Source organism: Halococcus sediminicola (assembly GCF_000755245.1).
In the GTDB taxonomy this organism is placed as follows: Archaea; Halobacteriota; Halobacteria; order Halobacteriales; family Halococcaceae; genus Halococcus; species Halococcus sediminicola.
This window is the reverse complement of record NZ_BBMP01000022.1, coordinates 384,405-410,392: the sequence shown is the minus strand read 5'-3', so window position 1 is coordinate 410,392 and position 25,988 is coordinate 384,405. Positions and strand designations below refer to the sequence as shown.

Below are 25,988 nucleotides of genomic sequence, written 5' to 3'. Positions count from 1 at the left end.
GTCCCAGTCGCACCTTTTTGCTTCGTCCCTCGCTTCGCTCGGCACTCACAAAAATCTGCGCTAAAAACGACCGCTACGCCTCGAAACCGTCCTCGAATCGGAAGGTGCCGTCGCGTTGGACGACTTCGCCATCGACCTCGATACGCGAGTCGTCGCCCATATCGACGATCATATCGACGTGCTGGGCGCTCTGGTTCTGCTCGTTGCCATCACCGATATTGTCGTCGTAGGCTCTGCCGACGGCCATGTGCACTGTGTCGCCCATCTTCTCGTCGAACAGCATGTTGTAGCTGAAGTGGTCGATGTCGCGGTTCATCCCGATGCCCAACTCGCCGAGACGGCGCGCACCAGCATCGGTGTCGAGGATCGTCGTCAGGAGGTCCTCGTTCTTCTCGGCTTCGTGGGACACGACCTCGCCGTCCTCGAAGGTGAGTCGCACGTCGGTGATCTCGCGCCCGCGGCGATAGACGGGTTTGTCGAAGTGGACCTCGCCCTCCACGCTTTCGGGGACAGGTGCCGTGAACACCTCGCCGCCGGGCAGGTTGTGGCTATCGGTGTCGTTGATGGTGTGGTTGCCCGCGATGGACATCGTAATATCGGTACTCTCGCCCGAGACGATGCGGACCTCCTCGGCCGGGTCGAGGATCTCGACTAACTGGGCTTGGAACTCGGCCTGTTCGTCCCAGTCCTTCAGGATGGCGTCGTAGACGAAGTTCTCGTAGGCTTCGGTGCTCATCTCGGCGAGCTGGGCGTTTGCAGGGGTGGGATATTGGGTCAGCGTCCAGCGGTCGCCGAGGCGCTCTTCGAGGATGGGTCCGTGAGCCTTCTCGTAGGCCGAGTTCACGTCCGGGTCGACGTCGCCGAGTTCGGTGACGTTCTCGTGGGCGCGGATGATGGCGTGGCAGTCGGCGGCCTCGACGAGCGCGCGCTGGTGGGCGGGCGTCTCGAACTCCACTTCGCTCTCGTCGGCGGCGTTGAGATAGGCTCGAATCGCCCGCCCGCTTCGGTTCGTTCGGATGGCGAGCGGATGCGCACCGCGCTCGCCGGCGACCTCGTAGAGAGCGGTCACGAGGTCGTCGGCCGGTGGCTCGGATTTGATGAGAAAGTCGTCGCCAGCCCCGAGGTCGACGGCGTCGGCGATCAACTGTGCGTGCTCGCGCACTCGTGGGTCCATGTCCCATCGATTCTCGGACTGTGCAAACCAGTTTCGAAACCCGAACGTCTACTGTCGGTCGGAATTCGGAAGGAGCTGCATCAAAAACGTTCGCTACCCCTCGAAACCGTCTTCGAACCTGAACGTTCCGTCGCGCTGGACGACCTCGCCGTCGACTTCGATTTTCGAATTCTCGCTCATATCGACGATCATGTCGACGTGCTGGGCGCTCTCGTTCGCCTCCATTTCCTCCGGGACACACTCGTCGATGGCGTCGCCGAGCGCCAGATGAATCGTATCGCCCATCTTCTCGTCGAACAGCATGTTGTAGCTGAAGCGGTCGATGTCGCGGTTCATCCCGATGCCCAACTCGCCGAGTCGGCGTGCGCCGTCGTCGGTATCGAGTACCGACGTCAACAGGTCCTCGTTCTTCGCGGCCTCGTGGGTGATCACCTTGCCCTTCTCGAAAGTGAGTCGCACGTCCTGGATCTCCCGTCCGTAACGGACGAGTGGCTTGTCGAAGTGAACCTCACCTTCCACCGAATCGGGCACCGGCGCGGTGAACACCTCCCCGCCCGGCAAGTTGAGTTTACCGTTGTCGTTCACGGCGTGCATCCCCTCGACCGATATCGTGAGGTCGGTCGAATCGCCCGAGACGATGTGTACCTCGTTCGCGGGGTCGAGAACCTCGACCAGTTGCGCTTGGAACTCGCGCTGTTCGTCCCAGTCCTTGTTCACGGCCCGGTAGACGAAGTCCTCGTAGGCTTCGGTGCTCATCCCGGCTTTCTGGGCGTTGCCGGTCGTGGGATGCTGGGTGAGGACCCACTGCTTTTCGAGGCGCTCTTGGAGGATTGGTTCGTGGGCACGACTCCTCGCCGGTCCCATTTCGGCGCTCACGTCGCTCTGTTCGGCGGTGTTGTGCGACCCGCCGATCATGATGACGACGTCCGTCTCTTCCATTTCCGCGAGTCGATGTTCGGCAGTGCGGTAGTCGTCGGGATTCATCGCACGGGCGTAGGCGCGACCGGCCCGCGCGCTCGACCAGTGAAGCGCCGGTCGGGCACCGCGCTCACCTAGCCTCTCGTAGAGTGCAACGACGAGGTTTTCCGCGGTCGACGGTGCCCCGATGACGACGTTGTCCTCCGCGGAGACGTCACAGCAGTGCTCGACGATGACTGCCGCGTGCTCGCGGACGCGAGGGTCCATGCCCATCGTTCACGGATGTGTCGCAAATCAGTTTCGAACATCCCAGCCTCTCGTCCGCCTACCCTCTCGCTTTAGTCCCTGCCGCGCGTTCTCGACCCATGACCGAGTTCAGTCCCGAACAATTCGAGGACAAGTACGCGAACTACTTCCCCGAACTCCAGACCGCCTACCGCAACGCTTTCGAATCGATGGGCGAGCGCTACGACTCCGAACTCGTCCACGCCATCGACCAGCAGGTGTTGAACGAGAGCGAGCCGTTCTACGACGAGGAGGACGGTTTTCGGATCGAACTCCCCGAGAACCCCTACGAGCGCCTTTCGGGGACGGTGGTCGGCCAGGAGAAATTCGAGGGCGTGCTCGCCGACTACGTTGCGACGCTCGAAGCCGAACTGGCGAACGTGTTCGACCTCAATGTAGGGAGTCCAAAGGTCTAAGAAGCGTGCAGCCCTACCCGTAGCCATGAGCACGGAGACCCAAAGCAACGACGACGACCTGCGCGAGGAGATCTCGAACTTCCTGCGCCGGAACTTCCCGCAGATCCAGATGCACGGCGGCAGCGCCGCGATTCAGGACCTCGACCGCGAGTCCGGTGAAGTGACCGTCGCGCTCGGCGGGGCCTGTTCGGGCTGTGGCATCTCGCCGATGACCATCCAGGCGATCAAGAGCCGGATGGTCAAGGAGATCCCCGAGATCAACCAGGTCCACGCAAACACCGGGATGGGTGGCGGCGGTGCGGGCGACGCCGGCTTCGGTGGCGGCGGGATGAGTCCCTCCTTCCCCGGCGAGACGACCGACGACGACGAAGGCCCGCAGGCCCCGTTCTGAAACCGGTCACGGCCGATTCACGGGCCGTACCGCGGCTGAAACGATACCACTGGGCGCTTCTGTTCGTGTCTCGATTTTCCGGATAGCGCGCTCGCCATCGGACGACTGTTCGCTTCCGACGACTGCTCAGTCGTCCGCGCCCTCGCCTTTCGGTTCGATGTCGAGACCGAACTCGGCGGCCTGCGTGCGCCAGAACTCCTCGTAGCCCTCCTCGCGTTCGTCGACGGTGCTCTGGCCGTCGTTGATGCGGTCGAGTTTCAGGTCCACCTCTTCGAGCAGGCGATCGCCGATGTCGCCGCCGATGACGCCGTTGCGCACCGCCTCGCGGATGGCGTTTTTCTCGCGCTGGAGCAGCCTGCGCTCGCCGATGAGCAGCTCCTCGCGCCGGAGGTCCGGGTGTTCTTGCATCAGTTGTGAAATCGCGTGTCGGAGGTCTTCCTGCTCGCGCTCGTACTCGGCGGTGAAGTCCTCGTAGACGTCGCCCGGAATGTCACCACGCTGGCGGAGGCTCTCGGCGGCGTCGAGTGCGGCGTCGGTCGCCCGTGCCCGCCCGTTGAGCAGTTCGTAGAGCTGCTGGTCGGACGAGCGGGTGGCGATGCCCAGCCCGTTGAGCAGGCGCGGCATCGTCAATCCCTGCACCACGAGACTGAACGCGACGACGCCGAAGACCATCGCCCGGAGCTTGCCGCCCGGCTCGAACCCGGGCGGGAGTCCGAGCACGAGCGCGACCGGAATCGAGCCGTGTAGCCCGCCCCAGACCATCACGTGCTGGTAGTCGAGGGGCACCTTGCTGGTCGCAACGCGGTTCGTGAGCGCGGTGAGCGGATAGACCACTACGGCGCGCGCGAGCAACACGAGGACGATGGCGATCGCGATGGGAACGGCGAAATCACCCAGTTGACGGATGGGCGTCGTCGCGCCGATGGCGACGAAGATGAACGTGTTGACGATGAACGCCGCAGTCTCCAGGGTGTTGAAGATCGACAGTTTCGTCTGTGGACTCATCGCGTACTCGACGCCGCGGTTGCCGATGAACAGTCCCGCGACGACGGTGGCGATAACCCCCGAGACGTGGAGGTAGTGTTCGGCGAGCAGGAAGCTCCCGTAGGTGAGGATCAGCGTGAGGACGATCTCGGTCATGTGTTCGTCGAGGTTGACCATCACGCGGTAGATGGCGTAGCCCGCGAGGAGCCCGACGACCATTCCGCCGACACTCGTCACGAGGATGTCGAGGGTGGTCGTCCCGATCTCGCGCAGCGTGAGCAGTTCGGACGCCGACAGGCCGGTCCGTCTGGCCTCCTCGGCGAGCGCCAACAGTGCCGTGAAGACGACGACGCCGACGCCGTCGTTGAGGAGGCTCTCACCCTCGACGAGCGTCGAGAGCCGCTCCGGCGCGCCGAGTTCGTCGAACAGCGCGAGCACGCTCACCGGGTCGGTGGGCAGGATCATCGCGGCGAACAACAGCGAAATCAGGAGGGGAAAGCCAAAGGCGAACTGGCCGAGATAGCCGAGCACGAGCACCGAGAGCAACACGCCGGGCACCGCGAGCGTGATGATCGGCACGAAGTTTTCACGGAAGGATTCGAGGTCGGTCGTCGCCGCACCCTCGAACAACAGCGGCGGCAGGAGCACGAGGAGGATGAGGTCGTGTGAGAGCTGGACGTCGAACAGTTGGATCCCGAATATCGCTTGGATGCCGGAGATGCCGAACCCGGCGAGCAGGAGCGCGATGGTGTAGGGAAAGCGACCGACCTTGGCGACGAAGATGCCGACGCCCGCGGCGATCATGAAGACGACGAGCAGGTTGATTTCGGTCGCCGCGACCGTCTGTGCCAGCATGCCCACGAATACTCAATAGGGCCGGTTAAACGCCTCGCCTCGCACCAGCGCCCGGTCGACGAGGACGAACGGCGTGTATTTATGCGGCGCGAGAGCGACGGGTAGGTATGAGCGATACGCCCGCACGGAACGTCCTGTTCGTCGTGATGGACACGGTCCGCAAGGACCACCTCTCGGTCTACGACGACGACCGCGAGACGACGCCCGGACTCGAAGCGTTCGCCGAGGAAGCCGCCGTCTTCGAGCAGGCGGTCGCCCCCGCGCCGTGGACGCTCCCCTCCCACGCCTCGATGTTCACCGGGCGCTACCCGGGCGAGCACAACGCGACCCAGGAAAACCCGTATCTCGAAGGCCATCCCACCCTCGCCCAGTCGCTCGAAGACCATCGAAGCTCCTGCTACTCGTCGAACGCGTGGATAACGCCCTACACGCATCTCACCGACGGGTTCGACAGTCAGGACAACTTCTTCGAGGTGATGCCCGGCGACCTGCTCTCGGGACCGCTCGCGCGGGCGTGGAAGACGATGAACGACAACGAGCGCCTCCGGCAGGCCGCCGACTGGCTCGTCAACGCCGGCAACGAGATCCACGAGTTCCTCGCCAGCGGCGAGGGAGCGGACTCGAAGACACCGGCAGTCATCGACCGCACGATCGAGTTCATCGACGGGACCGACGACCCCTACTTCTCCTTCATCAACCTGATGGACGCCCACCTGCCCTACCACCCGCCCGACGAGCACAAGGAACTGTTCGCCCCCGGTGTGGACTCCACGCAGGTCTGTCAGAACTCAAAGGAGTACAACAGCGGCGCGCGCGACATCAGCGAAGCCGAATGGAACTCGATCCGCGGGCTGTACGATGCCGAGATCCACCACGTCGACGCCCAACTCCACCGGCTCTTCGAGTGGATGCGCGCCAACGACGAGTGGGACGACACCCTCGTGATCGTCTGTGCCGACCACGGCGAACTCCACGGCGAGCACGGACTCTATGGTCACGAATTCGCGGTCTACGACCCCATCGTCAACGTCCCGCTCATGGTCAAACATCCCGATCTCGACCCGGGCCGGCGCGACGAACAGGTCGAACTCATCGACCTCTATCACACGGTGCTCGACCACGCCGACGCGCGCGGCAAGGGCGTCCCGCTCGACCCCGAGCGCTCGCTGCTCTCGGGGTCCTATCGGGAGTTCGACGGCGGCGAGAACGCCTTCGTCGAGTACCACCGGCCGGTGGTCGAACTCAATCAGTTGGAGAACAAGGCCAGCGCCGCCGGCATCGATATTCCCGAAGATTCGCGCTTTTACTCGCGGATGCGCGCCGCGCGCCGGCCCGATGGGAAATACATCCACAACGAGCGCATCGCCGACGAGGCCTACCGGCTCGATACGGACCCCGAGGAACTCGAAGACACCCACGGGAGCGAGGATTCGGTCGTCGACGACATCGAGAGCGCCCTCCGCGAATTCGAGCGCAACCGCGACGACTGGGGAACGGTCGAGGGTGACGAAGTGCTCTCGGGGATGGGCGACGACGCCAAACAGCGCCTTGAAGACCTCGGCTATATCGACTGACCCTTCGATTCAGCCGGCGTGCTCTCGCGCCCGAACGAGCGCGGCGAGCGTGCGATTCACCGGTACGGAACTCTCCGCGCGCTCGACGACGGCTCCGTTGATGGCGTCGATTTCGGTTCGCCGTCCGTTCTGGATGTCTTCGGCCATCGAGGAGGTGTTGTCGGCGGTCGCCGCGATCACCGAATCGAGCGCCGCGACCGCTTCGCGCTCGGCGAGGTCGACGTCCTGCTCGCGGGCGACGCGGGCGGTCTCGCGGGCGGCCTCGCTGGCGATCTCGTAGAGCGGGCCGTCGGCGAGCACACCGTTGGAAACGCCGGCGAGCGCGGTCGTGGGGTTGATGCCGGCGTTGACGGCGAGCTTTCGCCAGAGCCGTTCGGGCATCTCTCTCGTGACGCTCGTCTCGATGCCCGCCGCCCGGAGCGCCGCTGCTGCGCGCTCGGCCGCTGCCAAGTGGCCGCCGTCGGGCGCGCCGAGCGCGACCTCACCCAGTCCCATGCACGCGACCCGTCCGGGTTCGAGCAGTCGTGCGCCGTAGGTGCAGGTGCCGGCGAGCACGGGGTCGAGGTGAGTATCGAGAGTGTCCTCGTTGCCGAGACCGTTCTGGAGCGAGCAGGTGATCGAAGGTTTGCAGTCGGCGAGCGTGCGTCCGGCCTCGGGCGTGTCGAACGATTTCACTGTGACGAGCGCGAGATCCGCGCGATCGGGGACTGTCGTCCGGGCATCGGGATGGGCCGTGAACTCGACGGTACCTTCGACGGCGAGGCCCGATTCGCGGACCGCGGCGACGTGCGGGTCGCGCCCGACCAGCGTCACGCGGTGCTCGCGCGCACAGAGACCGCCGACGAGGCTTCCCAGACTTCCCGCGCCGAAGACGACAATATCCACGTCAGTCTTCGGTCCAGTAGTACAGTTCCTCTTTCGGCGCATCACACGAGGGGCAGGTGTCGGGAATGCCACCTTTGAGGTCGCCCATCTCGCCGCAGTCGCCACAGCGCCACATCAGTTCGGCCTCGCCGAGCGCGTGGCCCGCGCGCTCGTGTTCGACCGAGAGCGATGCCACCCCCTCGCGGGTCGTGACGAAAAACCCGTCCGTGTCGAAGCCGCGAACGGTGCCGAGCTTTGCGCCATCTTCGGTGTAGACGGTCGTACCGACCCCAATCGTGGGATTCTCCTGGCCCATATCGATGATTCGCCGTCGACGGATATAAAACTCACCGCCCGGCCCACACCGTTTGCTCGGCTACGCGGAGCGCTCGCTCTCGCCGAACAGTTCCACGAGCGCGGCCGCGTGCTCGTCGCTCGGCTGCCGGTCGCCGCGTTCCCACGCCGCAACCACGACCGCCGTGACGCCGAGATGGGCCGCCAGTTCCGTCTTGTTGAGACCACGGGCCTCGCGGCGGTCGCGCAGTTCCGCGCCGAGCGGCGGGTCAGTCGTCATTGGCGAACATCCGTCTGCCGACGGCCATCAATCGTTCGCGCTCCTCGGTGGTGAACTCGTATCGCTCCGGTTTGGCAACCCCGATGGTTCCTTTGAGAGTTTCATCCACGCCGATGACCGGAGCGGCGAGCGACCCCTCCATCCCCGTCGCGCGCGCACCGTCCTCGGCGACCCCGGAATCGTCCGTCTGGAGGTTACAGACGTCGACCGGTTCCATCCGTTCGGCCGCCAGCCCGGCCATTCCCTTGCCGATGGGAATCCGCTCGATTCGGGTGCGAACGGACTCCGGAATGTCGACGGACGCGACGAGCACCAGTTCGTCCCCGTCCCACCGATGGAGCGTTCCCGACGTACAGTCGAACGCCGCGATGGTCTCGTGGAGCGCCTCCGTCGGTCCTTCGTCGGAACCCGGCTCGACCGCCGTGGATGTGTGTTCGTCGCTCATCGTTTCGGCAGTGCTACGGTCGCCGGTCGGTTAACGCTGCGGAACTCGCGGCATACGTCCGTCCGACCCCGATAGCGTTCACATGAAGTCCGCAATCCCGCTCTGTTTGTTCTTGTCATTCTCGAAGACGCTTTCGAGCGTGCGCTCGAGCACTTCGAGGCGCTGTTTGGTGTAATCACGGGTACCGTACTCCTCGGCGACGCGCGTCGCGGTGCCGATGTACTTCTTCACCGACCCTTCATGTACTGTGAGATTCACGTCGCCGCCACACTCCCGACAGTTGCCCGTGAGCGGCATCCGTCGGTATTTGGTCCCACAGTCGAGACAGCGCGTCTCCTGGCGGGAGAAGGCTCTGAGGTTGCCGATGAGGTCCGGCAGAAAATGGTACTCGATGATGCGTTCGGCGACGTCGGTCTCGTCGACCGCCCGAAGCTTTCTGGCGAGTTCGAGCTGGGCGTCCATCTTTTCGGTCATCGAACCCAACGTCTTGTACGCCGACAGCGACGGTCCGAGCGCGAGGTTCGAGGTGTCGTGGGTGTGGCGAAAGCCCGAATACTCGCTTTCGGTGCCGACGCTTGCCTCGGCGATCTCGATGTCAACGCTCCCGGGGTCGGCCATTTCGAGGGTGGCCTCGTAGAACTTCCTCGGGTAGGAATCCACGACGTCCATGTTGTGGGCTTCGTCGTCGATCTCGGCCGGGTCGATGCGCGAGGACATCACCAACGGTGCGTCCATCCGCCCGCCGCGCTTGTCGGGCAGGTAGGCCTTCGAGAAGTTGAGGAGGCCGTCCATCAGCAACATGACGCAGTCCTCGTCGCCGTCGCAATTCCGGCGCTTCGAGGCGTGAAAGTAGGGGTGTGCGTAGCCGACGGCGGCGCTCGTAAAGCCGATCACGCGACCGACGACCGCCGCCGAGGTGTGCGGGGCCATCCCGAAGACGAGCTCCCCCACGAGATCGTCGCGGTCGTCGAAGTCGTAGAACGAATCGAGTCCGTAGTAGCTTTCGAGCAGGTCGTCGACGAAGGCGGCGGTTTTGAGCATATGCTCGGCCGCGCCGTTCGAGAGCACGACGTCTTGGACTTTGAGTTCGACCAGTTGGTCGTCGTGGCGCAGCGGGTCGCCGTTCATGTCCTCGTGATAGCCGAGTTCGCGGAACTGGTCGACCGAGACGTCGAGTTCGACTGGCCTCACGCTCGTGACGGGCAGGTCGGTCATGTCGTAGCGCACAGTTCCATCCTTGAACGTCGAGACGCCGTGTTTCGCCCGCAGAACGCCTTTCTCCATCGGTTCAGGGGTCTTGCGCTCCGAGGTCAACCCTTTCACACCCTTCAGAATCTCGAAGGCGCTCTCGCGCTCGCCCACCTCACGGAGGGCGCTCTGGTACTCCTCGCGGAGGTCCACGGCCCGCCACTCGGTCGGGCGGGCCTCGTTGCCACAGCGGGGACACTTCGCACGGCCGGACTCGTCGGGTTCGACCCCGATCTCGCAGTCGGGACACTCGTAGCGCGGTTCGGTGAGCGCGCCACAGTCCGGACAGCGCGTCTCGTAACTTCGTTCGCCACAGTCGACGCACTCGCGGCGGCCGATATCGACGGGGACGACGCCGCGCTCGCCACCGTCGTCGTGGACGTACTCGGTGGCTTTCGCCACGTCGCGCTGGTTGCCGCCCGCCTCGCCGATGGGAAACAGGGTATGGACCGCCGGCGAGAGTTCGCGCGTCTCGGATTTCTCGGGCCGTCCCATCCGCCCGCCGATGCGCGTCGGCGCGCGCTCGCGGACGGCGAAGGGTGCGACCTCCTCGACGGCCTTCATCGCGTTCGGCCACTCGCGCGCCTCCTCAGAGAGGGCCTCCCACGTGCGGTCGAGCGACCCGTCGAACCCGAGCGAGCGCACGAACGCCGCGTGGTCGGGGATCCTGAGCGCGTCGGCGGCCTGCGAGTGGGGCACCAAGAGTGCTTCGAGCGCGTCACGATTCCCGGGGTCGGGGTCGAGCGCCAACACGCCATCGACGAACTCGCCGGCCGCGACCGCCTCACAGAGCGCCTCGAACTCTGCTACTGTGATGTCGTGCCAGCAGTAGGTGTAGTCGGGGTGTAGCGGCGCGTCGTACTCGATGGCCCACTCGATCGCCTCTTCCGAACGGGGATGTTCGAGGTCGATGCGCGTCGAGTCCGCGAGCGCGCGCACGTTCGCGTCGGTGGCCTCGAACTCCTGAATCCACCAGTCGTAGGTGTACGAGGCCGGTGCCAAGGGATGGTTGTTCTCGACGAATTCCCCATAATTGACGAGGTACTCGCCCAGATCGAGGATGGCTTCGACCCCGTTGCGGAGTTCGAGCGCTTCGGCCGGGTCGTCGATGCGCCGCACGTCGCCGTTGGCCAATCTCACGGTGGGGCCCTCGATGGAATCGACGGGCACGACGCCGGCGGCCTTGCCGGGGCGCTCGGTCTTCAGTTGGGTGCCGGTCGCGAGGAAGTCGTCGACGAGATGCATCGTCGCCGGATGCACCCCGGCGGTGGCGAAGCCGTGATTGCGTGCGCGGCCGTAGCGAAGCCGAAAGCCACCCGCCTCGCTCGGATGACCGAAGACCGGCCGACCCGCGATGAGGTCACGAAGGAATTTCTCGGAGGGGTCAGGCCGAAGTGGTCCTGCGGGAGTGTCCGTCTCCGGGTCCGCATCTGCACCGTCCTCCTCGGCGGGTTCCTCGTTCGCCTCATCCTCGTCTGCACCGTCGCCGACGGTCCCCGCGATGAGGTCGTCGAGCCACGGCCAGTCCACCTCGTCCAATTTCGTCGTGTAGCGCTTGATCTTCGGCGCTTTCTGGGCGATACCCTCCGCGAGCACGAGGCACATTCCTCCTCGGGGGTTGTTCGTCCCGACCCGTTCGAGATCGCGAAAGCCCGAGACCTCCTCCTGTCCCGTGGCCTCGCCGTCGAGCATCACCGGCGAGTGGCGGGCGATGAACTTCGTTTCCGCATCTTTCGGCGAATACTGGAGTCCGGTCTCGGAGTCGTAGAGATCGACTTCCTCGGCGTAGCGCTCGACCTCCTCGTCACGGGGCTGATAGCCACCGAGACCGAGCAGCGCGCGCGTGTAGTCGGCGACGAGCACCGAGAGGGCCTGTGCGGTGCCGCCCGCCGAGCGGATCGGCCCGGCGTAGAACACCCTGACGAACTGGGTTCCATCGGGGTTGTCCGCGAGTTCGACCCGGTCGATGCCCTCGATGGGCGCGGCGACCACGCCCTCGGTGAGGAGCGCGACCGCGGTCCGGACCGCGCCCTCGATGGTTCCCGCTTGTGTTTCGTAATCGCCGACACGGCCCTCGGCGAAATCGGCGGCGAGTTCGAGGGCGGCTTCTTCCCGACTCATCTCGCCTTCGAGTTCGCGCACGCGCTCGGCGACACCCTCGATACCGAGGATGTTCTCCACGCGGTCGGCCATGTCCTTGGCGACCGGTATCTCGATCTCGGGGGACGGGTCACCACCCCGCTCGCGCGCGTCCCCGGCGACCGCGATGGCCTCGTCCAGCGCGGATTCGATGCGCTCGAAGTAGCGCTCGTCGTTCGACTCCATCAGAGCGGCCAGAGGTCGAGGTCAGTAGTGCTATCGTGCTCGCGTTCGAGGTGGGTATCGAGTTCGCGGAGATAGACCTCGCCGGCGAACACGGTACCAGAATTCAGGTGGCCCGCGACGGTCGAACCGTCCGCGCGCGAGCAGACCGCGTGGGTGTGAGCGAAGCGCTCGCCCTCCAACCACGAAACGTTGCCCACGCAGGCGGCGACTTCGAGCGGTTCGTCGAACGCCACCGCATCGTACTCCTGCCGACGCTGATCGTAGAAGAACAGCTCGACGTCCTGCACCGCGCCGAGCGCGACGAAAAAGCCCGCGTCCACGCCGGCATCGGTCGCGAGCGCTTCGAGTTCCTCGCGCCAGTCCGCGCCGTGATCCAGCCCGGCGACGAACTCGCGGCCCCCATCGAGTTCCCGGTAGTCCATACCCACTCGCTCGCGCGGCGGCGGCAAAAACCTTCAGTTCGTCGCAGTACGAACCGCGGTAAACTCCACCGCGACGAGTGATCGAACCGGTGAACGAAGTGGGGCCTCAGTCGTCGTGGTCGGCCCCAACTCCGTTCAGTTCGGGGTCGAAGAGATCCTCGATGCGGCAGTCGAAGTGGGCGGCCAGTTTGAACGCCAGCTCGACGGACGGGTCGTAGCGCTCGCGCTCGACCGCATTGATCGTCTGGCGAGTGACGTCGACTGCTGCCGCGAGATCGGCCTGACTTAGGTCCGCACTGTCTCGATGCCGTCGAATCGTGTTTTTCATCCGCGATACCGGTACCATGCGCCGATGAACAACGCCACTAGGAACAGTACGACGTAGCCGTATAGTGCACCCGCGAGTACCGGCGGAACGGTGTAGATTCCGGTCCACGCCAGCACTCTAGCGGCTGACGCGCCGGTGACCACCACCACCGCGAAAACACTCAGCGTGGTCATCGCCGTGCGTCGTTCGAGTTCTTGATCGCGCTCGTCGAACAGTGTCAGGGACGTGCTGCGCCAGATCGCGAGAGTGCTGATGATCCCAAGCCAGTACACTGCCTCCCCCACGAACGGATAACCGATCGATCTGAGGACGAGGCCGACGGCGACGCCGGCGAGGAGTGTCCCGATCATCACACGGCGGTAACGGCGTCTCTTCGTGAAGCGCTTCCGTCCGGTTGTTTCGGTTTGTGTCATGGTTCGTGTGTAAAGCGAACGTTCCGTAAAGCACGCTTTACAGTAAAACATGCTTTACACATCATGATAAATCTGTCGCTGCTAGACCCCCGGCTCGGGATGGTCGATCGTGCTCGAAAGCAGGCGCGAACGCTCTTCGACCGTTCAGGGCGTCGGTGGGTCGCCGTCGTAGGCGTCGTGATCGGAATAAAAGTTGAGCATGGCGAACTTGAGTTTCTCCGGCGCGATGTCGAGCAGTTCGGCGCGCTCCTCGTCGGGGAACGTCTCACGAACGCCGTACTTGCCCATCTCTCGTCGACCGCGTTCGGTATAGCGCGCGTCGAGCAGCGCACGCACGCCGATCTCCTCGGGCGAGCGCAGCACCCGCCCGAGTGCTTGGCGGGTTTTGCGAATGGTGGGTATCTCGACGGCGTACTCCCAGCCTGATCCATACGCAGCGTCGTAGGCGTCTTCGACGGCTTCGAGCCGGTCGTCGAGATGTGGGTAGGGGACACCGACCACGACCACCGTATGGGCGTCGTCACCGTCGAAACTCACGCCCTCGGCGAGCGTGCCCCACAGCGAGGTGAAGAGTGCACCGTGCTCGCCGGCGGCAAATCGTTCGCGCAGCGACTCGACGGGTTCGCCCGGTTCGTCGAGGTAAGTCGTGGCGTCCGTCGCGGCGGCGATGCGGTCGTGATAGCGCTCGGCCTCGCTATAACTCGGGAAGAAGAGGAGCGTGTTGCCCGGCGTGAACCGGATCGCGTCGTCGAGCGTGTCGGTGATCGTTCGCTGAACATCCATGTTGTCGCGCTCGCTGGCGAACAGCGCTGGCGTATCCACGGCGAAGGTTCGACGGCGCTCTTCGGGGAAGGTCAGCCCGTAGGCCATCGTCTCGGGGTCTTCCAATCCGAGCACGTCGGCGAGCACGTCGAACGGTCGCAGCGTCGCGCTCATCAGCACGCTCGCGTGCAGGTTCGAAAAGAGCGGTTCGGTCACGTCGCGCGGGATGGAGGCAAAGGACTCCGCACGGCCGTAGACGCCGTCGGGACCCTCGCGCACCGAAACGACGGGATGGCGGCCGCCGGAACCTCCATCTGCGAGCCACGATTCGACGAACTGGATTGTTTGAAGCGTCTGGCACTCCTTGCGGACCTGCGTCTCGCCGTTGCGGTACTGTCTATCGTATTCCCTGTCGAGGGCCGCCCCGAGCGCGAGCGCCGCCTCGACATCGGTGTCGATTCCCTGCCCGGTGTACGCATCGAGGAAGGCCAGCGTGAGGTCGTCGCGGCCCTCGCTGTTGGCGATTGCCAGGTCCTCCCAGTCGTCGCCGATCTGCTCGCGCTCGCCGAACCCCAACTTCTCGTCGTAGGTCGAGACCAGCGCTTTCCGGAAGGCGCTCACGACGTTTCTCGCCTGTGCGGCCCGCGAATCGCCGGTATCTTCCAGTTCGGCGAGCGACGAGTCGAGGGTCGTCTCGGTCAGGGTGCGGGTGGCGTGTTCGCGCGCGGCGCTCTCGATGTTGTGGGCCTCGTCGAACACGGTGATTACGTCTTCGGGGTCGCGCCCGAGCCAGCGGAAGAACTGTTCGCGGATCATTGGATCGAGCAGGTGGTGGTAGTTGCACACCACGAGGTCCATGCTCTCCATCCCGTCCTTGAGGAGTTCGTAGCCACAGAGGTTCTCCCTCTCGGCGTACTCGTAGATCTCTTCGGGCGTGCGCACGTCGCTTGCGAGCCACGCGTAGAACCCCTCGGTGTCGGCGGTGAGGTTGTTGTAGTAGTGCTCGCAGACCGATTCCTCGCGCAACTCTTCGACCTCGCTCTCGACGTTTTCCAGTTCGTCCATCACGGCGCTGCGCGCTTCGGCCGCGTCGCTATCGCCTTCTTGACTCGCGTCGAGCAGGCTCTCCTCGCGCGCTTCGAGGTCCGCGAGGTCCTCCTCGGCGTCGACGAGGTCCTTCGTGCTGTCCCGAAGCACCTGACACTCCTCGTAGTCGACGTCGATGTGACACATCGCGGATTTGCCCTTGAACACGGTCGCCTTGAGCGGTTCGCGGTCGTTGATCGCGCGGGCGTCGGCGACGAACTGACGCATCTGCTGGTGGACGTTCGTCGTGATGACCACGGTTTTGTCCGCCTCGCGGGCGAAATCCAGGGCCGGAACGAGCGCCGAGAGCGTCTTGCCCGTGCCGCAGGCTCCCTCGAAGAGGACGTCGCGTTCGTCTTCGAGCGCCCCGTGGATGCGTTCGATCGCCGCGCGCTGGTTCTCGTAGGGCGACTCGTAGGGGAAGAATCGGAGCGGTGACGAGTCGGCGGCCACAGTACCCAACATTGGTGTGCGTTCTCCCAAAAGGGTTCGCGTGGCGCGGCGAAAGTGGACGGGTCAGGCTTCGGGTTCGATATAGACCTTCCTGACCTGTGGGTTGGTGTCCACGAGCGCGTCCTCGATGGCGGTGATGCGTTCGTCGATGGTTTCGGTGTCGAGATCCGGGTCGAACTCCACATCACCAGTAACGATCACTTCTTCGGGGCCGAAGTACACAGTTCTGAAGTCGACGATCTCGTCGACGCCGTCCCAGTCGGCGACCACCTTTCGGAGGTCGCGCTCCTCGGTGGCGGGCAAGCTCTCGCCGAGCAGGAGCCGTTTGTTCTCCCACGCGAGCGCGACGGCAAAGCCCATGAGCATGAGCCCGATGAGCAGGGCGGCGACCGCGTCGTACAGGGGATTGCCCGTGACTCGGCTGAGGAACACCCCGAACAGCGCCAGCCCCGCGCCACTTATCGCGATGGTGTCCTCGGTCAGCGCCGTCAGCGTGGTCACGTCGCTCGTCTTCCGGAACGCCTCGCGGTACCCACTCCACCCGTGCTCGTCGATCTGGCGGGTCATCTCGTCGTTGGCCTTCTTGAGCGCGTAGCTCTCGAAGGCGATCGCACCGACGAGCACCCCATAGTTGACCCAGACACCGGGAAAGCTCGTCCCCAGCAGGCTGACCGCGCCCGTCCCCGGCGGGTGTGGGTGCACGATGGCGTCGTAGCCGTGTTTCGCGCTCTCCCAGCCCGCGATGCCGAACAGGAGTACCGAGACGAGGAAGCTATAGAAGAACTGAGCCTTTCCGTACCCGAAGGGATGTTCGCGGTTGGGTTCCTTCTCCCCGTACCGTATCCCGATCAGGAGGAAGATCTGGTTGCCCGTATCGGAAATCGAGTGATAGGTCTCCGAGAGCATCGCGGCGCTGCCGGTGAGGAGAAAACCGACGAACTTCAACACGGCGATGGCTCCGTTGGCGACGAGGGCGGCGATGACGACGGACCTGCTTTCTGCCATTGTCAGCCCTGCTCGCGCCGTTCGCAAAGGACTTTCTACGTGCGGGCGACGAGTGGACTAGTCGGTACAGATGGCGACGAAGTTGCGCAGAATCCGTAACCCGGTCTCGCCGCTCTTCTCCGGGTGGAACTGGGTCCCAAAGACGGTGCCCGATTCGTCGGCGACGACGCTCGGAAAGCGCGCCCCGTACTCGGTGCTTGCGACGGTCGCACTCTCGCTCTCGGGCGCTGCGTAGTACGAATGAACGAAGTAGGCGTAGTCTCCATCGACGCCCTCGACGAGCGGGTGGTCGCGCTCGACGGCGAGTTCGTTCCAGCCCATGTGGGGCACTTTCAGGTCGCCCTCGAAGCGTCGATTCCGACCGGGAATCAGATCGAGACCTTCGACCTCGCCCTCGCCGGCGCGGTCGGCTTCCTCGCTGGTGGTCAAAAGCATCTGCATGCCGAGACAGATGCCGAACACCGGCGTGCCGCTTTCCGCCGCCTCCAGGAGCGCCTCGCGGTACGGACCGGCGTTCTCGACGCCCTCGCGGAACGCGCCCACACCCGGAAGGACGATGCCGTCCGCGCTCGCGAACGTGCTCTGGTCCTCGGAAATATCTACACTGGCCCCGGCGCGTTCGAGCCCTCGCGTCACGCTTCTGAGATTGCCGAGCCCGTAATCGACGACGACCACCGACGCCATCGCCTGCTGGGCGTGTCCCGTGCTCATACGAGCCGCACGTGATACGCGGGCAAAGCAGTTCGGGTATCGGGAGTAACGCGGCTCTCTGTCGGTTGCTTCTCGACTCGTCCCTGTTCTACGGTCCTCCCCGTAACCGGCGACGGTCCGCGGTACCCGCTCAGAACCCGTCGAGGCGCGACTGGCCGTCGCCGTCACCCGCGCCGACGACGCCGGCAGCCGTGGCGATAGTTTCGACGAAAGTCTCCTTCTGTGAAGCGTCGTACAGCGTTGCCGCCGGGTGCACACAGATGAGCACTCGCTGCGGCGTTCCGTCGATGCGGATCTCCTCGATGCTGCCCGATTCCTCCGTCACGCGCGCGTCGCGCCCGAGGAGGTGTTCGGTGGGAACCTTCCCGAGCGTGACGACGAGTTCCGGGTCGACGGTCGCGATCTCCTGTTCCAGAAACTCCCGGCAGTTCGCGAGTTCGTCGGTGTGTGGATCGCGGTTGTCGGGCGGGTGACAGCGCACGCAGTTGGTGATGCGGATGTCCTCGCGCCCGAGTCCCGCATCACGGAGTGCGTCGTCGAGGACGGTCCCGCTCCGCCCGACGAACGGTTCGCCGGATTCGTCCTCGCGCTCGCCCGGTCCCTCGCCGACGAACAGCAGTTCGGCATCGTCGGGGCCGCCCCCGTTGACGATGCGGCTCCGCGACTCGCAGAGTGCGGGACAGCGCTCGCAGGAATCGACCTCAAGCCCGTCCATGTGGCCCGTTTCGCTCACACACGGGGTGAGTCGGGACGGGTCTTAACCGTCCGCCTTTGGTGTGCTTTGGCCGGTTTGCGGTGCGCGGTAGCGGTCTCTCATTTGAGCCGGTACTCGTGGCAGTCGTGCGGTTTCGAGATGGGTAACAAATACTGCTCGAATCAACCGTCGCTACCGGCTTGCGGCTCACCAGCCATCCACGAATCGGCGGCACGGGCGGTCAGTCGCGCGATGCGAAGCGGTTCGGGCCGGCCGCCTTCGGGCGTGAACCCGCGGACGACCGCTTCGGCATCGTCGCCGTCGATACCGACGCCTCTGACGAACAGCGTCTCGTCGTCGACCGAACATCGGCGACGCGGCGGTTGCGCGCGGTAGATGTCGAGCCGGGCCGCGAGCGCGTCGCCGGAAAATTCCTCGCGGAGCGCCGGCTCCAGACCGGAACTCTCCCCGAAGGAGATCGAGAGCACGGGTATGTCGGTCGCGTCGTGGAGGCGCTGGAGGTCGAGGAGGTTGTACCACGCGGGTGCGATGCCCGCGACGAGAAGGTAGTTTACATCGGCGCGGTCGAGGCGGGCGTGGAGGTCGACGATGGTTCCGGTGGCGTCGGTGCCGCCGACGGTACAGGAGCCGAAGACGAACCCGTCGACGACGCGGCTGGCCCTGACGACCGCGCCGGCGAGCGTGCTCCGGCCGCGCTCGCCACGGTATGATTCGGCGACCCCGAGCGCGCGCGTCCCGGCTTTCACTCCTCTTTGATGTCCTCGAGTCTGTCGAGCAGCTCGTCGTTCGAGGCACCGAACTCGAAACTCACCTCGCCCGCGTGTGCCTCCTCTTCGGTTTTGAGGTCGTCTTCGCCCTCCTCGAAGTCGGTGTTGTACTCTTGGTTCCCCTGCTCTGATTCGTCGTAGCTCCCGAAGCCCATACGTAGTCTATGGATGGGTAACGGAAAAAACGTTTGTCAGGTTTCATTCATTCCGGCAGCCTCAAAACGTTCGCCACCCGACGACAGGATATGGACGTCCACACCGTCACGGAGGGTGCGGAGACCTTTACCGCGAACGTCTATCTCGTCACGGGCGAGCGCACAGTGCTGGTCGACGCCGGGACGATGGCCGGCGTCGAGGACGTCGTCGCCGAGCACACCGACGACCTCGATGCCGTCGTCCTGACCCACCAGCACGGCGACCACGTCGGCGAACTCGACGCCGTACTCGACCGCTTCGACGCCGACCTGCTCGCCTACGACGATCATCCACGTCGCACCGAGGAGATCGACGACGGCGACACGATCGAGATCGGCGACGAGCGATTCGACGTGATCCACACGCCGGGTCACGCCGACGACCACGTCTCGCTGGTCTCGGAGAGTACAATTTTCTCCGGCGACGTCGTGGTCCACGACGACGGCGCGTTCGACGACGGCAGTTTCGGCCGCACGGACATGGCCGGCCAGTCCCGCGAGGTGCTCATCGAGAGCATCGAACGGCTTCTCGAACGCCTGCCCGCGAGTGTCGAGCACATGTACGCCGGCCACGGCGAGGAGTTCCACGGCGACGTGCGCGCGGTCGTCGAGCGGGCGCTCGAACGTGCCGAGCGCCGCGAGCCGAAGTATCCCGAGTAATCAGTTCTCTTCGGGGCCGCGTGCGAGGAAGAAGAGCGCACCGCCGAGCATCGCGGTGTTCTTCAGAAAATGGATCAGCTGGCCCTCGCGCTGGTCGTCCTCCATGTTCCAGAAGTCGTGCATCGTCGGCGTGACGCCGACGAGAAACGCCGCGATCGCGCCGCCGGCCAGCCGCGGGGCGCGCCCGAACATGGTGGCGACGCCGCCGAACAGGAGCATCGCGCTCGACAGCGGCACGAGGCGGTCGGCTTTCGGGACGCCCTTCGAATCGGCGTAGGCGGCCATCCCCTCGATGTCGCGGAGGTTGTCGATGGCCGTGAAGGCGAGCACGCCGCCGAACAGTACGCGCCCGAGCGTTTCGAGCCGTCCCATCAGCGGCTCGCCTCCCGCGACTGGCCGACACATTGGTCTTTTGAATCGGTGGTCGATAGCACGACTACGGCTCCGAGCGGCGTTCACATAGCCTTTGGCAAACGCGATAGAATCGGGAAACGAGTTCAGGCGAACAGTTCTCGTGCGTCGTCGATGGCATCGATCAGTTCGTCGACTTCCGACTTCGTGTTGTAGAGATAGAACGAGGCACGCGCCGAGGCCGCCGTCCCCAGGACGTCGTGGAGCGGTTGGGTGCAGTGGTCGCCCGGTCGGATGGCCACGGCGTGGTCGTTCATGATGGACGCGAGGTCGTGGGCGTGCACGCCATCGAGATTGAACGAGACGAGTCCCGCGCGCTCGTCGGCCGGCGGGCCGTACATCTCGATGTCGTCGAACTCGTCTAACCTACTCATCGCGTATTCGACGAGGTCGCGCTCGTGGCGGTCGATGCGGGAAAGACCCACCTCGTCGAGGTAGTCGGCGGCTTCGGCGAGTCCGATGGCCTCCGCGATAGGTGGCGTGCCCGCCTCGAACTTCTCGGGCACGTCGGCCCACGTCGTCCGGTCGAATTCGACTTTCCTAACCATCCCGCCGCCGTACATGAACGGCTCCATCGCTTCGAGGAGATGCCCCTTCCCGTAGAGTCCGCCGATCCCTGTGGGTCCGCACATCTTGTGGCCCGAGAAGGCGTAGAAATCCACGTCGAGATCCTCGACGTCCACCCGCTGGTGCGGGACGGCTTGTGCGCCGTCGGCGAACACATAACTACCGTGCTCGTGGGCGAGGTCGGCGAGGTCGCCGATCGGATTCACGGTCCCAAGAGTGTTCGAGACGTGCGTCACGGAGACCATCTCGGTGTCGTCGGTGATGCATTCGCGGGCGTGGTCCATGTCGAGGCGACCCTCCTCGTCGACCGCGACGAACTTCACGTCGGCCCCGGTGCGTTCGGCGATCTGCTGCCACGTGACCAGCGAGGAGTGGTGTTCCATCTCCGTGAGCACCACCTCGTCGCCCGGCCCGAGCTCGTTCAGTCCCCACGCATGGGCGACCAGATTGAGTCCTTCGGTGGTGTTCTTCGTGAAGACCATCTCCTCCCGTCCTCCAGAAGCGCCGACGAACTCGGCGAGGCGGTCGTGGGCCTCCTCGTAGGCCAGCGAGGCCTCCTGACTCAGGTGGTGGATGCCCCGGTGGACGTTCGCGTTCGTCCCCCGGTAGTAGTCGCCCATCGCGTCGACCACACGGTCTGGCGTCTGGCTCGTGGCGGCGTTGTCGAGATAGACGACGCGCTGACCATCACCAACGTCGCGTTCGAGGATCGGGAAGTCGGCCCTGATGCGTTCGACGTCGAGCGGTTCCTCGGATTGGGTGCTCATCGCCGTCGCTACGGTCCGGACGGCAAACACTTCTTCGGTCGTGTCGCCGAGGAACGGAAAGAGTGTAGTAGTCGTGACTCCTCCCCACGACCGTATGGTGCGTGATGCCAGGGAGCCATACGGGGCTGGGGAGCTTCGCTTCGAGCAGACGCCGTCGCTCGACCCGCTCGTACGGCAGTGTCCGGAGGCCGGTGATGGAGAGCGCCACGACCTCTCGGCGGCGACCGACACGGACCGCGTGGACGGTCGCCGCGTGCTCGTCGCCAGAACCAGATGTAGCTGCGGCTGGGAGGACAGTCGCGTCGTCTGAACCGCCCCGTCGGTCGTTTCGGGCCCGAAGGCTGCTCAGAGAACTCGCCGTGACATGATCAGCAGCCCCACCACGAGCAGCCCGATCCCCCAGTACAGCGAGTCGTAGGGGGCGACTTTCAACAGCAGCGTGACCACGCCAGATGTGAACAGCGACCAGCCGATGGTCGTCGAGTAGCCCATACGGCGTCGAACGGCGTGGCGTGGATACGGCTGTGGCCGGCATCGGCAAGCAGATCGACGTGACCCGTTTCGGTGGCCGGAATCCCTTTAGGGTGTGCCTGCGGAGCACGCCCCATGCAGACGTGGCTATCGCTCGTCGAAGCCGACGGTACCGAGTTTCAGGACCTTCAGGAACTCGCCTCGCTGTGGGGAGACATCAGCCTCGAACTGGAGGAGATCGACGCCGAGATCAAGGATACATACGCGCTGCTCGGCCGCTACGACTTCCTGCTCGTCTTCGAGGCCCCCGACCGCGATTCGGTCTTCGAACTCTCGCTGGCCGCCGAGCGCCACGGTCTCGACATGTCCACGATGGAGGGCGTCCCCATCGAGCACTTCGGCAGCCTCGTCAAGGAGTAGCTCAGCCGAGTCGCACCAGTTGGGCGTGGCTCGTCCCGCCCACGTCGAGCACGTTCGCTTCCTCGACGAAGCCGTGTTCGACCGCGAGACCCACGGAGTGAGCGCCGACGATGTTCGCTACACGGGCGCGCGCGAGGCTCGCCACCACTCGGTCCTCACCGGCGTGCTCGCCGCCGTAGAACTCCTCGGTTACCTCGAAGGGCACCCCATCGTTGTCGAAGGTCTCGCCGAGTAGTTCGTCGTCACAGACCGCGACGAGGCGTCCCTCAGGCGTTTCGCGTTCGTTGACGATCACGGACGAGTTCCTCCTCGGCCTGCTCGCGCAGTTCTCTGGCTTCTTCGGCGACCTCCTCGGCCTGCTCGTCCTCGCCGACTTCTTCGAGCGCGCGGGCCTTCTCTTCGAGGACCTCGGCGTTCCTGAAGCCCAGTCGGAGCGCGTTGTCGAAGTTGTCGACGGCTTCCTCGGCGAGGCCGCGTTCGAGCAGGAAGAAGCCACGATTGTACCAGCCCTGCCCGAAGCGGTGGTCGCGCTCGACGGCGCGTTCGGCGTGGTCGAGGGCCTGTTCGGTCTGGCCGCTCTCCCAGAGCGCGTAGGCGAGGTTCGTCTCGGCGCTCGCGGCGTGCTCTGAGTCGGCATCGATCGAGAGCGCTTCCCGATACGCGCCGATGGCGGCGTCGTACTCTTCGAGTTCGGCGTGGGCGGCGCCCTTGTTCACCCATGCCTCCTGTTCGAGGCGGTCGTCCGCGGCGAACCGCGCGGCGCGCTCGAACGTCTCGGTCGCCTGTTCGTATCTGTTGATCTCGATGTAGCTCAACCCCACGTCGATGAGTTCCTCGACGTCGACGTCCTCGCTGCCGAGTTGGCGCTCGTCGAGCAGGTCGGTGAGTACCCGAGAATCGACCGGGTCGACCTCGCTCGGATCCACCGACAGTTCCGGCGGGTCGAGGTCGAACCCCTCCGGGTCGGCGAACCCCTCGCCCTCCGAGAAGGGATGGTCCGCCCCACGCTCCGGTTCGCCGTCGGGATCGCTGTCGTCGGTCATGGCCGGGCTACGGGACGACCGTGATTAAGGCCTGTGGCCTCGTGGTTTTCTCCATGCGCCTGTTCGTCAGCGCCGCGCTCACGGGTCTCGACGACGAAATAGCCAGCGTTCAGGAGCGATTCGCCGGCGCGAGCGGGGTCAGACTTACCCAACCCGCAAACGTCCACGTCACGCTGAAGTTCCTCGGCGACGTGAGCGAGGAGCGCGTCCCGGACCTCGTCGACGCACTCGAAACGGCCATCGAGGAGTCGGATGTCGACCCCTTCACCGCCGAGTTCGGCGGTCTCGGTGCGTTTCCGAGCGAGGAATACATTCGTGTGCTCTGGGTCGGCGTCCGCGAGGGCGGCACTGAACTCGCCCGATTGCACGATGCCATCGAAGCGCGGACCGTCGAGATGGGCTTCGACCCCGAAGATCACGCGTTCACCCCACACGCGACGATAGCGCGGATGGACCACGCCGGTGGCAAAGAACAGGTCCAGCGGGCGCTCGACGCGGACCCGACACTCGGAACCGTCCGTATCGAGAGCGTCGAAATCACCGAGAGCGTGCTCGACGAGGCCGGCCCCGAATACTCGACCGTCGAGCGGTTCGCACTCTGAGATTTTGAATACCCAAAGAAAGATTGAGGCGAGCCTAAAAATTATTGGAAATTGATAAATAGCCGGCGACGCTACACGAGGTATGGCGGAGCTACTGGCGAGCCTCGTGTTGGTCTTCCTCGCGGGTCTCGTGACGGCGCTCGCAACGGGTATCGGGGCGCTACCGTTCTTCCTCGTCGACGACGTGAGCGACCGTACGAGTGTTATCCTCTGGGGGCTCGCCTCGGGCATCATGCTCTCGGCCTCGCTGTTCGGGCTGGTCACGGAGGGACTCGCCGAGGGCACTCCTCGTGATCTCGTGGTCGGGCTTCTCGCCGGAGTGGTATTGGTCGTCGTGAGCCATCGCATCATCTCGGGGGCCGAAGTCAACCCACGAAAGTACGAGGAGGCCGACTATCGGAAGCTACTGCTCATCCTCGGCGTGCTCACGGTCCACAGTTTCCCGGAGGGCGTCGCGGTCGGGGTCTCGTTCGCCGAACTCGACCTCGCTGGCGGGCTGCAAATTCTGGGGTTTTCGATCCCACTGCTCGCGGTGTTCATGACGCTCGCCATCTCGATTCACAACGTCCCGGAGGGAGTGGCCATCGCGATCCCGCTCCAGTCGATGGGCGTCTCGAAGCTTCGCATGGTGTGGTGGGCGGTGTTTTCGAGCCTGCCCCAACCGGTGGGTGCGGTCGTCGCCTTCTACTTCGTCCGCATCGCCCGCGAGTTCATGGCCGTCGGGTTCGGCTTTGCCGCCGGCGCGATGATCTATCTGGTGCTCACGGAGTTCATCCCCGAAGCCCGGGAGATCGGCGCGGGCTTGCCGAACGACGGTCGGCGCGAACTCCTCGCCGGCATCGCCGTCGGCGTGGCGCTGATGGTTCCTCTGGGGTTCGTCTGAACGCCCGTGAACGAGAAGGACAAGGATTTAAGCGCCGCGGCGGAAAGGAATCCATCATGAGCAAGAACACGAAGGCGAAGAAGAAACGCCTCGGGAAACTCGAACGCCAGAACTCCCGCGTGCCGGCGTGGGTCATCATGAAGACCGACCGCGACACGATGCGCAACCCGAAACGGCGCAACTGGCGGCGGTCGGACACGGACGAATGAGCGCCGACGACTTCGAGGAGCGCGTCGTCACGGTCCCGCTCCGCAAGGTGAAGGCGGGCGCGAACCACGAGGGTGCCGACAGAGCGATGACGATCATCCGGGATCATCTCGCCCAGCACTTCAAGGCCGATCCCGAGACTGTCCGCCTCGACCCCTCGATCAACGAGGCGGTCTGGGCGCGCGGCCGCTCGAACCCGCCGAGCAAGCTTCGCGTACGCGCGGCCCGCTTCGAGGAGGAGGGCGAGCGCGTCGTCGAAGCCGAGTACGCCGAATAACGTGCTCCGCGCGGCCTTTTCCGGTTCCTCGTACGTCGGCGTCTTCGCCCGTGCGACCGACCACTGCTTGCTCGTCAGACCCGACATCGACGACGGGTTCCTCGACGACCTCACCGACGAACTCGACGTTCCCGCCGTCCAGACGACCATCGCCGGTTCCGGAACTGTGGGTGCGCTCGTCGCCGGCAACTCCAATGGGCTGCTCACGAGCGACCGCGTCACGGACGTCGAGCGCGAGCGCATCGCCGACGTCGTCGACGTACCCATAGAAACGCTGCCCGGTCGCATCAACGCCGCCGGCAACGTCGTCCTCGCAAACGACGAGGGTGCGTACGTCCACCCGGACCTTCCCGACGAGGCCGTTGAGACGGTCGGCGAACACCTCGACGTACCGGTCGAGCGGGGCGCGCTCGCCGGCGTTCGAACTGTTGGGACCGCAGCGGTCGCCACCGACCGTGGCGTGCTCTGTCACCCGCAGGCGACCGACGAGGAACTCGACTTTCTGGAAGAACTACTGGGCGTGCCGGCGGACATCGGGACCGTGAACTACGGCGCGCCGCTCGTCGGGTCGGGACTGCTCGCAAACACACACGGATACATCGCCGGTGAGGAGTGTACCGGACCGGAACTCGGCCGCATCGAGGACGCGCTCGGCTACATCGACGGGTCATAGACCCGGACCGTTCGGCTCCCGCCGCGCCGGCAGAGGACAACATACTTCCGGCGCGCTCACCCAGCGGGGATATGGATACGTTCGTCACCGACAGCGAG

At 65.0% G+C, this 25,988-nt stretch carries 33 protein-coding genes; 11 read left to right on the top strand and 22 right to left on the bottom strand.

Going from position 1 to position 25,988, the window contains the following annotated elements; genetic code table 11:
• Positions 1-73 precede the first annotated feature (73 nt).
• Both ACP97_RS11265 and ACP97_RS11260 read right to left on the bottom strand, forming a co-directional pair.
• On the bottom strand, positions 74-1,174 hold the full coding sequence (locus ACP97_RS11265) for an aminopeptidase (RefSeq protein WP_049997908.1): 1,101 nt from the start codon (positions 1,172-1,174) through the stop codon (positions 74-76).
• A gap of 93 nt (positions 1,175-1,267) precedes the next feature.
• A complete protein-coding gene (locus tag ACP97_RS11260) occupies positions 1,268-2,359 on the bottom strand; it encodes an aminopeptidase (protein WP_049997907.1) in 1,092 nt (363 codons plus the stop codon).
• A 98-nt stretch (positions 2,360-2,457) separates the two neighbouring features.
• Between ACP97_RS11260 and ACP97_RS11255 the strand changes: the two genes are divergently transcribed.
• Both ACP97_RS11255 and ACP97_RS11250 read left to right on the top strand, forming a co-directional pair.
• Positions 2,458-2,793, top strand: a complete 336-nt coding sequence (locus ACP97_RS11255) for a DUF5783 family protein (RefSeq protein ID WP_049997906.1) — start codon at positions 2,458-2,460, stop codon at positions 2,791-2,793.
• 25 nt (positions 2,794-2,818) lie between these two features.
• Complete coding sequence (locus tag ACP97_RS11250) at positions 2,819-3,184, top strand: NifU family protein (protein WP_049997905.1); 366 nt, start codon at positions 2,819-2,821, stop codon at positions 3,182-3,184.
• Between the two features lie 126 nt (positions 3,185-3,310).
• Here the strand turns inward: ACP97_RS11250 and ACP97_RS11245 are convergent, their stop codons facing one another.
• Positions 3,311-5,023 (bottom strand): cation:proton antiporter, encoded by a 1,713-nt coding sequence (locus ACP97_RS11245; protein ID WP_049997904.1) that lies wholly within the window; start codon positions 5,021-5,023, stop codon positions 3,311-3,313.
• A 107-nt stretch (positions 5,024-5,130) separates the two neighbouring features.
• Between ACP97_RS11245 and ACP97_RS11240 the strand changes: the two genes are divergently transcribed.
• Positions 5,131-6,597 (top strand): sulfatase, encoded by a 1,467-nt coding sequence (locus ACP97_RS11240; protein WP_049997903.1) that lies wholly within the window; start codon positions 5,131-5,133, stop codon positions 6,595-6,597.
• Between the two features lie 9 nt (positions 6,598-6,606).
• Here ACP97_RS11240 and ACP97_RS11235 read toward each other — a convergent pair whose 3' ends face one another.
• From ACP97_RS11235 to ACP97_RS11170, 14 genes are all read right to left on the bottom strand, one after another.
• Entirely contained in the window at positions 6,607-7,482 is an 876-nt protein-coding gene (locus tag ACP97_RS11235) for a ketopantoate reductase family protein (protein WP_049997902.1), read from the bottom strand.
• A 1-nt stretch (position 7,483) separates the two neighbouring features.
• Entirely contained in the window at positions 7,484-7,777 is a 294-nt protein-coding gene (locus ACP97_RS11230; RefSeq protein ID WP_049997901.1) for a DUF7130 family rubredoxin-like protein, read from the bottom strand.
• 60 nt (positions 7,778-7,837) lie between these two features.
• Positions 7,838-8,035, bottom strand: coding sequence for a helix-turn-helix transcriptional regulator (locus ACP97_RS11225; protein WP_049997900.1), 198 nt, complete (start codon positions 8,033-8,035; stop codon positions 7,838-7,840).
• Positions 8,025-8,480, bottom strand: coding sequence for a GAF domain-containing protein (locus ACP97_RS11220; RefSeq protein ID WP_049997899.1), 456 nt, complete (start codon positions 8,478-8,480; stop codon positions 8,025-8,027). The genes ACP97_RS11225 and ACP97_RS11220 overlap by 11 nt, the downstream gene beginning before the upstream one ends.
• A 78-nt stretch (positions 8,481-8,558) precedes the next feature.
• Positions 8,559-12,053, bottom strand: a complete 3,495-nt coding sequence (locus ACP97_RS11215; RefSeq protein WP_049997898.1) for a DNA polymerase II large subunit — start codon at positions 12,051-12,053, stop codon at positions 8,559-8,561.
• A complete protein-coding gene (locus ACP97_RS11210; protein WP_049997897.1) occupies positions 12,053-12,475 on the bottom strand; it encodes a PPC domain-containing DNA-binding protein in 423 nt (140 codons plus the stop codon). The genes ACP97_RS11215 and ACP97_RS11210 overlap by 1 nt, the downstream gene beginning before the upstream one ends.
• Positions 12,476-12,581: 106 nt before the next feature.
• Positions 12,582-12,803, bottom strand: a complete 222-nt coding sequence (locus ACP97_RS11205; protein ID WP_049997896.1) for a helix-turn-helix transcriptional regulator — start codon at positions 12,801-12,803, stop codon at positions 12,582-12,584.
• On the bottom strand, positions 12,800-13,153 hold the full coding sequence (locus ACP97_RS11200; protein ID WP_079977619.1) for a DUF2178 domain-containing protein: 354 nt from the start codon (positions 13,151-13,153) through the stop codon (positions 12,800-12,802). Before ACP97_RS11200 ends, ACP97_RS11205 begins: the two co-directional genes overlap by 4 nt.
• A gap of 207 nt (positions 13,154-13,360) precedes the next feature.
• On the bottom strand, positions 13,361-15,529 hold the full coding sequence (locus ACP97_RS11195) for an ATP-dependent DNA helicase (RefSeq protein ID WP_154020000.1): 2,169 nt from the start codon (positions 15,527-15,529) through the stop codon (positions 13,361-13,363).
• Positions 15,530-15,580: 51 nt separating this feature from the next.
• Complete coding sequence (locus ACP97_RS11190) at positions 15,581-16,522, bottom strand: cation diffusion facilitator family transporter (protein ID WP_049997893.1); 942 nt, start codon at positions 16,520-16,522, stop codon at positions 15,581-15,583.
• 57 nt (positions 16,523-16,579) lie between these two features.
• The gene (gene hisH, locus ACP97_RS11185; protein ID WP_049997892.1) at positions 16,580-17,233 is read right to left on the bottom strand and encodes an imidazole glycerol phosphate synthase subunit HisH; all 654 of its coding nucleotides are present in this window, start codon (positions 17,231-17,233) and stop codon (positions 16,580-16,582) included.
• A gap of 130 nt (positions 17,234-17,363) precedes the next feature.
• A complete protein-coding gene (locus ACP97_RS11180) occupies positions 17,364-17,948 on the bottom strand; it encodes a uracil-DNA glycosylase (protein WP_049998490.1) in 585 nt (194 codons plus the stop codon).
• A gap of 161 nt (positions 17,949-18,109) precedes the next feature.
• Positions 18,110-18,694, bottom strand: a complete 585-nt coding sequence (locus tag ACP97_RS11175; protein WP_049997891.1) for an endonuclease dU — start codon at positions 18,692-18,694, stop codon at positions 18,110-18,112.
• Complete coding sequence (locus ACP97_RS11170) at positions 18,691-18,870, bottom strand: DUF5786 family protein (RefSeq protein ID WP_049997890.1); 180 nt, start codon at positions 18,868-18,870, stop codon at positions 18,691-18,693. The genes ACP97_RS11175 and ACP97_RS11170 overlap by 4 nt, the downstream gene beginning before the upstream one ends.
• A 90-nt stretch (positions 18,871-18,960) precedes the next feature.
• Between ACP97_RS11170 and ACP97_RS11165 the strand changes: the two genes are divergently transcribed.
• The gene (locus tag ACP97_RS11165; RefSeq protein ID WP_049997889.1) at positions 18,961-19,569 is read left to right on the top strand and encodes an MBL fold metallo-hydrolase; all 609 of its coding nucleotides are present in this window, start codon (positions 18,961-18,963) and stop codon (positions 19,567-19,569) included.
• Here the strand turns inward: ACP97_RS11165 and ACP97_RS11160 are convergent, their stop codons facing one another.
• Positions 19,570-19,941, bottom strand: coding sequence for a DoxX family protein (locus tag ACP97_RS11160; protein ID WP_049998489.1), 372 nt, complete (start codon positions 19,939-19,941; stop codon positions 19,570-19,572). It lies immediately after the preceding gene.
• Between the two features lie 125 nt (positions 19,942-20,066).
• Positions 20,067-21,314: an aminotransferase class V-fold PLP-dependent enzyme gene (locus ACP97_RS11155; RefSeq protein ID WP_049997888.1), complete on the bottom strand. Its 1,248-nt coding sequence runs from the start codon at positions 21,312-21,314 to the stop codon at positions 20,067-20,069.
• Between the two features lie 94 nt (positions 21,315-21,408).
• On the opposite strand from ACP97_RS11155, the gene ACP97_RS11150 reads away from it, so the two are divergent.
• Positions 21,409-21,624 (top strand): hypothetical protein, encoded by a 216-nt coding sequence (locus ACP97_RS11150; RefSeq protein WP_049997887.1) that lies wholly within the window; start codon positions 21,409-21,411, stop codon positions 21,622-21,624.
• A 35-nt stretch (positions 21,625-21,659) separates the two neighbouring features.
• On the opposite strand, the gene ACP97_RS20440 is transcribed toward ACP97_RS11150, so the two are convergent.
• Complete coding sequence (locus tag ACP97_RS20440) at positions 21,660-21,806, bottom strand: hypothetical protein (RefSeq protein ID WP_202593599.1); 147 nt, start codon at positions 21,804-21,806, stop codon at positions 21,660-21,662.
• A gap of 114 nt (positions 21,807-21,920) precedes the next feature.
• On the opposite strand from ACP97_RS20440, the gene ACP97_RS11145 reads away from it, so the two are divergent.
• Complete coding sequence (locus ACP97_RS11145; protein WP_049997886.1) at positions 21,921-22,205, top strand: GYD domain-containing protein; 285 nt, start codon at positions 21,921-21,923, stop codon at positions 22,203-22,205.
• A 1-nt stretch (position 22,206) separates the two neighbouring features.
• Here ACP97_RS11145 and ACP97_RS11140 read toward each other — a convergent pair whose 3' ends face one another.
• Positions 22,207-22,500: a DUF424 domain-containing protein gene (locus tag ACP97_RS11140; protein WP_049997885.1), complete on the bottom strand. Its 294-nt coding sequence runs from the start codon at positions 22,498-22,500 to the stop codon at positions 22,207-22,209.
• Positions 22,472-23,248, bottom strand: coding sequence for a tetratricopeptide repeat protein (locus ACP97_RS11135; protein WP_049997884.1), 777 nt, complete (start codon positions 23,246-23,248; stop codon positions 22,472-22,474). The genes ACP97_RS11140 and ACP97_RS11135 overlap by 29 nt, the downstream gene beginning before the upstream one ends.
• 53 nt (positions 23,249-23,301) lie before the next feature.
• Here ACP97_RS11135 and thpR point away from each other — a divergent pair, with 53 nt between their 5' ends.
• The 5 genes from thpR to ACP97_RS11110 all read left to right on the top strand — a co-directional run bounded on the left by thpR (position 23,302) and on the right by ACP97_RS11110 (position 25,890).
• The gene (gene thpR, locus ACP97_RS11130; protein ID WP_049997883.1) at positions 23,302-23,850 is read left to right on the top strand and encodes an RNA 2',3'-cyclic phosphodiesterase; all 549 of its coding nucleotides are present in this window, start codon (positions 23,302-23,304) and stop codon (positions 23,848-23,850) included.
• Between the two features lie 82 nt (positions 23,851-23,932).
• Positions 23,933-24,733 (top strand): ZIP family metal transporter, encoded by an 801-nt coding sequence (locus tag ACP97_RS11125; RefSeq protein WP_049997882.1) that lies wholly within the window; start codon positions 23,933-23,935, stop codon positions 24,731-24,733.
• Between the two features lie 56 nt (positions 24,734-24,789).
• The gene (locus ACP97_RS11120) at positions 24,790-24,942 is read left to right on the top strand and encodes a 50S ribosomal protein L39e (protein ID WP_049997881.1); all 153 of its coding nucleotides are present in this window, start codon (positions 24,790-24,792) and stop codon (positions 24,940-24,942) included.
• Entirely contained in the window at positions 24,939-25,217 is a 279-nt protein-coding gene (locus tag ACP97_RS11115) for a 50S ribosomal protein L31e (RefSeq protein WP_049997880.1), read from the top strand. The genes ACP97_RS11120 and ACP97_RS11115 overlap by 4 nt, the downstream gene beginning before the upstream one ends.
• Position 25,218: 1 nt before the next feature.
• Positions 25,219-25,890: a translation initiation factor IF-6 gene (locus ACP97_RS11110; RefSeq protein ID WP_049997879.1), complete on the top strand. Its 672-nt coding sequence runs from the start codon at positions 25,219-25,221 to the stop codon at positions 25,888-25,890.
• Positions 25,891-25,988: the final 98 nt, after the last annotated feature.